Annotated in this window: 6 protein-coding genes; 4 read left to right on the top strand and 2 right to left on the bottom strand. The window is 57.5% G+C overall.

The annotated features are described in order from the left end of the window. The first annotated feature begins 354 nt into the window (after positions 1-354). From ABNU55_RS15605 to ABNU55_RS15590, 4 genes are read left to right on the top strand one after another with little or no spacing between them, the layout of a single operon-like run. On the top strand, positions 355-717 hold the full coding sequence (locus ABNU55_RS15605; protein WP_079921054.1) for a metalloregulator ArsR/SmtB family transcription factor: 363 nt from the start codon (positions 355-357) through the stop codon (positions 715-717). Next, entirely contained in the window at positions 714-1,127 is a 414-nt protein-coding gene (arsC, locus tag ABNU55_RS15600) for an arsenate reductase (glutaredoxin) (RefSeq protein WP_200338207.1), read from the top strand. The genes ABNU55_RS15605 and arsC overlap by 4 nt, the downstream gene beginning before the upstream one ends. Next, a complete protein-coding gene (gene arsH, locus ABNU55_RS15595) occupies positions 1,124-1,852 on the top strand; it encodes an arsenical resistance protein ArsH (protein WP_200338208.1) in 729 nt (242 codons plus the stop codon). The genes arsC and arsH overlap by 4 nt, the downstream gene beginning before the upstream one ends. 15 nt (positions 1,853-1,867) lie before the next feature. Next, complete coding sequence (locus ABNU55_RS15590; protein ID WP_018065835.1) at positions 1,868-3,181, top strand: arsenic transporter; 1,314 nt, start codon at positions 1,868-1,870, stop codon at positions 3,179-3,181. Positions 3,182-3,326: 145 nt separating this feature from the next. On the opposite strand, the gene ABNU55_RS15585 is transcribed toward ABNU55_RS15590, so the two are convergent. Then, on the bottom strand, positions 3,327-4,133 hold the full coding sequence (locus tag ABNU55_RS15585; protein WP_348764586.1) for a helix-turn-helix domain-containing protein: 807 nt from the start codon (positions 4,131-4,133) through the stop codon (positions 3,327-3,329). 106 nt (positions 4,134-4,239) lie between these two features. After that, positions 4,240-4,784, bottom strand: a 545-nt coding sequence (locus ABNU55_RS15580; protein ID WP_348764585.1) for a winged helix-turn-helix domain-containing protein, incomplete at its 5' end; no start/stop codon positions are given.

The following is a 4,784-nucleotide window of genomic DNA, read 5'->3' as shown; positions in this document are numbered from 1 at the left end:
TGCAACAGGGTGTCGATACTGGCAAAGAACACAGTCTGCATGGACAACAAAGCACGAAACGGCCTGTCGCAGCGAATCCGAAAGGGGCTCTGTTCCTTCGATGCGAGGAAATTCCCGACACAACACGACGGAGACGGTCACCCCCGAAACGAAAATTGGGTCCTTCGTCAAAAACAGAATCTGAATAGGAGAGGAACAGACCGGGCCGATTGAGGGAGGCTGCCAGCGCGGTCACTCTTGGCTAAATATCGCCATTTTCGAGTTCGGCAAAGATGGTTTCAGGCAGGGCAAGACAGATCGTATAATCGGCGAAACTCGGTTGCCAATATTTATTTTGTCCATATTATTGGACACATGGAAATAAGCATCGTCACCGCGAGTTTTAGCGCGCTTTCCCAAGAGACCCGTCTTGAGGCGTTTCGTCTCCTTGTTCGCCATGAACCCGACGGGCTCCCTGCCGGGGAGATCGCACGTCAATTATCTGTACCGCACAACACCATGTCGGCACATCTTGCGGTGCTTTCACGGGCAGGATGGGTGATATCGCGCCGACAGAGCCGCTCAATCATCTATCGCGCCAATCTCGAGCACATGCAGGAAACTCTGCGTTTTCTGGTTCGCGACTGCTGCGCTGGCCACCCAGAAGTTTGCGAGCCGTTTTCGGCGGCTCTGAGTGAAGGTGGCCTCAACGACAAAAGAAGGAGCGAGAACGCTTGAAAGCGATAATCTTTCACAATCCGGCATGCGGAACCTCCCGAAATACCCTAGCGATGATCGAGGCGTCAGGCGAAACCCCGACCGTGATGGAATACCTAAAGACCCCACCCAATCGTGAACGGCTGATCGAGCTGATTTCGATAATGGCGATCACGCCAAGAGAGTTGCTGCGCCGCAAGGGAACGCCTTTTGAGGAACTCAATCTTGATGATCCGACGCTGAGTGATGATCAACTGATCGATGCAATGATGGCGCACCCGATCCTGATCAATCGTCCAATTGTGGTGACAGAAAAAGGTGCGCGGTTATGCCGGCCTTCAGAGCGGGTTCTTGAACTGCTGGCAAACCCGGTGGCGGTGTTTACCAAGGAAGACGGCGATGTGGTACGCTTCGGCGGGGCAACTCAATGAGCGGGACTGAACGCCTCGATGACCTGCCGAATATCGATCCGGACAAGTTACGTCCAATTGACGTCGATCTGCTGGCGGGTCCGGATGCGCCTCGCCATCCCCCCAGGATTCTGGTGCTTTACGGCTCGCTGCGCGAGCGCTCCTTTTCACGCCTGGCCTCCGAAGAGGCGATGAGACTATTGCACTGGTACGGCTGCGAAGTGCGCACCTTCAAACCCTCGGGTCTACCTCTGCCTGACGATGCGGATACCGACCACCCGAAAGTCCAGGAGTTGCGCGATCTCGCCCAATGGTCCGAGGGCATGCTGTGGGTCAGCCCCGAGCGGCATGGCGCGATGACCGGCATCATGAAGACGCAGATCGACTGGATACCGCTATCGCTGGGCGGTATCCGGCCCACCCAGGGCAAGACACTGGCGGTCATGGAGGTTTCGGGCGGCAGCCAGAGCTTCAATGCCGTCAACCAGATGCGAATCCTCGGGCGCTGGATGCGTATGATCACCATCCCCAATCAATCATCCGTACCCAAAGCTTTCACCGAGTTTGACGAAGCCGGGCGCATGAAGCCTTCCCCCCTCTATATGCGTATCGTCGATGTGTGTGAGGAACTCGTGAAGTTCACCTGGCTGACGCGCGGCAGGTCTGCCTATCTCACTGACCGTTATTCAGAGCGCGTCGAGAGTGCTGAGGAGCTCTCTCGACGCGTCAACCAGAACACGCACTGACGATAAGGTCTTTTCATGTTGGCACTGGCTATTTTTGTCGTCACCCTGGTTCTGGTGATCTGGCAGCCGAAAGGTCTGGGGATTGGTTGGAGCGCGCTCGGCGGCGCTTTGGTGGCACTGCTGACGGGCGTGGTGCATCCGGACGATATCGTCGTGGTATGGGATATCGTCTGGGATGCCACTTTCACTTTCGTGGCGCTGATTATCATTTCGCTGATCCTGGACGAAGCTGGGTTCTTCGCGTGGGCAGCGCTGAATGTGGCACGTTGGGGCAACGGACGCGGCCATTTGCTTTTCCCGCTTGTCGTTATACTGGGGGCGATCATTGCTGCGTTCTTTGCCAATGACGGCGCAGCCCTTCTGCTGACGCCCATTGTCATCGCTATTCTCCTGCGCCTGAATTTTGGGCCGCCGGCGGCGTTGGCCTTCATCATCGCGACCGGGTTCATCGCAGACACGGCAAGCCTGCCGCTGGTGATCTCCAACCTCGTCAATATCGTCAGTGCCAACTATTTTGATATCGGGTTCGACCGCTACGCGGCGGTCATGGTCCCTGTGAATTTTGTTTCCCTGGCAGCAACACTGGCCGTGCTCTGGTTGGCATTCGGCCGTCGAATTCCCAAACACTACTCCGTCGAGAGCCTGGACCCGCCGCACATGGCCGTCAAGGATCCACTGGTCTTCCGGGCTGCGTTTCCCTTGCTGGCCGTGCTGCTTGCCGCCTATTTCGTGACGGCCCCGCTGGGCATTCCCATCGCGTTTGTGACAGGTACTGGCGCAGTTCTGCTCATGGCAATTGCCGGGCGCTGGTGGCAGGCCGGCCGCGGTGCAATCGTCTCCGTATCGGACGCGCTTCGCGGCGCCCCCTGGCAGATCGTTCTGTTCTCAATCGGCATGTATCTCGTCGTCTACGGGTTTGGCAATGCGGGGCTGACGAATTACGGCGCCCTGGCGATTGAGTGGTTGGCGCAACATGGTGAGTTTGTCGCCACGCTGGGCACCGGCGTGCTTTCCGCCATCGCAGCCTCCATCATGAACAATATGCCCTCGACATTGGTCGGTGCATTGTCTATCGATCGGGCCAACGTGCCTGCGGCAACGCGGGAGTTGATGATCTACGCCAACGTCATTGGCAATGATCTGGGGCCCAAATTCACCCCGATCGGCAGTCTCGCGACCTTGCTCTGGCTCCATGTGCTGGCCGGAAAGGGCTACAGGATTGGCTGGGGCCAGTATATGAAAATCGGTCTTCTGATAACACCGCCGGTATTGCTGGCAAGCCTGGTCGCCCTGGCTTTCTGGCTACCGGCTCTACCGCCATCGCCATAGGTGCATCTTGGGTCATGGCGCGGTGAGTTTCGCTGCCTGGAAGTTGCCGTCGGCACGATGACGCTGTCGTAATAGCCGGTTGGTCGCCTGGCCAGAAGGCGAATCCTGCCCAAGACAGCGTGAAAGCGCCGCTCTTCGACAGTATTCAGACTCGGGCCAGGCGCAGCCTACCGATATCGTCAACATGCTCCTGAAGGGCGGCGCGATCGAGGGTCGGTCCCGGGAGTTGAGCGAAGGGTTGAATGCGCCGGCGCATGGCCTGATAGGTCTGGCGAAACAATTCGAGGCGTTCTTCATCGCTGAAAACGCCCGCGGCAGGATCCGGGTGACCCCAATGCGCTGTAACCGGCTGTCCGGGCCAGACCGGGCATTCTTCATTGGCCGCCTGGTCGCACACAGTGAAAACGAAGTCCATTTGCGGCGCGGTCGGCTTCTGAAACTCGGCGATCGAGCTTGTCCCCAGTTCTGAAATCTCGTGTCCGTTTTCTTCAAGAACCTGCAGGGTCAAGGGATGGACCGCGCCATGTGACGATGTGCCTGCGGAATAGGCTGCAAACCGCTCAGGCGCGGTGTCACGCAGGATGACTTCGGCAAAGATTGACCGCGCTGAATTGCGCGTACAGACGAACAGGACATTATATCTGCGGTGATCGTTCGCGTCGAAATCTATCGTGCGATGGTCATTGTTTGTTCGGCCCCGACAACAATCCTCCGAGAGGAAGCCTATCAGCGACTTCGCGCCGGATAGATCGGCGCTGTACAACAAGGAGTTCCCGTCGCGATCCTGATGGACGAGACCCGCACGCCGCAGAACCGATAGATAGATAGAAAGCGTCGAGCGTTTATAGCCAAGTGTTTCGGCCAGTTCACCGGCTGCCACTGATTGCGGATATCGTCGAACCAGAACGCGGAATACGTGGAGCCGTTCGGCGTGCCCGAGCGCATCGAGCATCCCGACCATGTCATCTATCATTACGTGCATGCCTCTTCAGTGCAGTCATAAGTCCGATTTATGCTTATGACCGGAAGAGACAACGATTTTGTGTCAGCCGCAAGGTTTAGCCGAGGGCGTACCCTATTCCCCTGATTGTTCGGAGCGGGTAGTTCGTTTTCTTCTGGTTGAGCACCTTGCGCAGACGGCCGATATGCACATCCACACTGCGAATATCGACATCGCCTTTGCGCCGTCCGGCGCGTTCCAACAACTGTTCCCTGGTGAAGGGTCGTCCAGGACGACTCATGAAGGCCGCAAGCATGCGATATTCGGTTGGACCGAGATGCACGGGGCGTCCTTCGATATAGACCCGCAGCGCGTCTTCATCCAGAGCGATGCGCTCAAAGGTGAGGCAGGGCCTTACCTTTCCGGAATCGATACGACGAAGCTGGACATGGAGCCGCGCCGCCAGCTCTGATGAAGAGTAGGGTTTGGACAGGTAATCGTCTGCGCCCAGTTCAAGCCCCTTGACCTTGTCTTCCTCGCCGGAACTGCCGGACAGAATAATCAGCGGCATCTGCCTCGTGGCGCTGTCCTGTTTGAAGCTGCGGCACAGGTTGAAGCCATAATCATTCGGTGCGACCCAATTGAAAAGGACGATGTCCGGCC

The sequence above is a fragment of the uncultured Henriciella sp. genome (genome assembly GCF_964005855.1).
In the GTDB taxonomy this organism is placed as follows: domain Bacteria; phylum Pseudomonadota; class Alphaproteobacteria; order Caulobacterales; family Hyphomonadaceae; genus Henriciella.
Note: the sequence above shows the minus strand (reverse complement) of the source record. Positions and strands in the feature narration are given on the sequence as shown.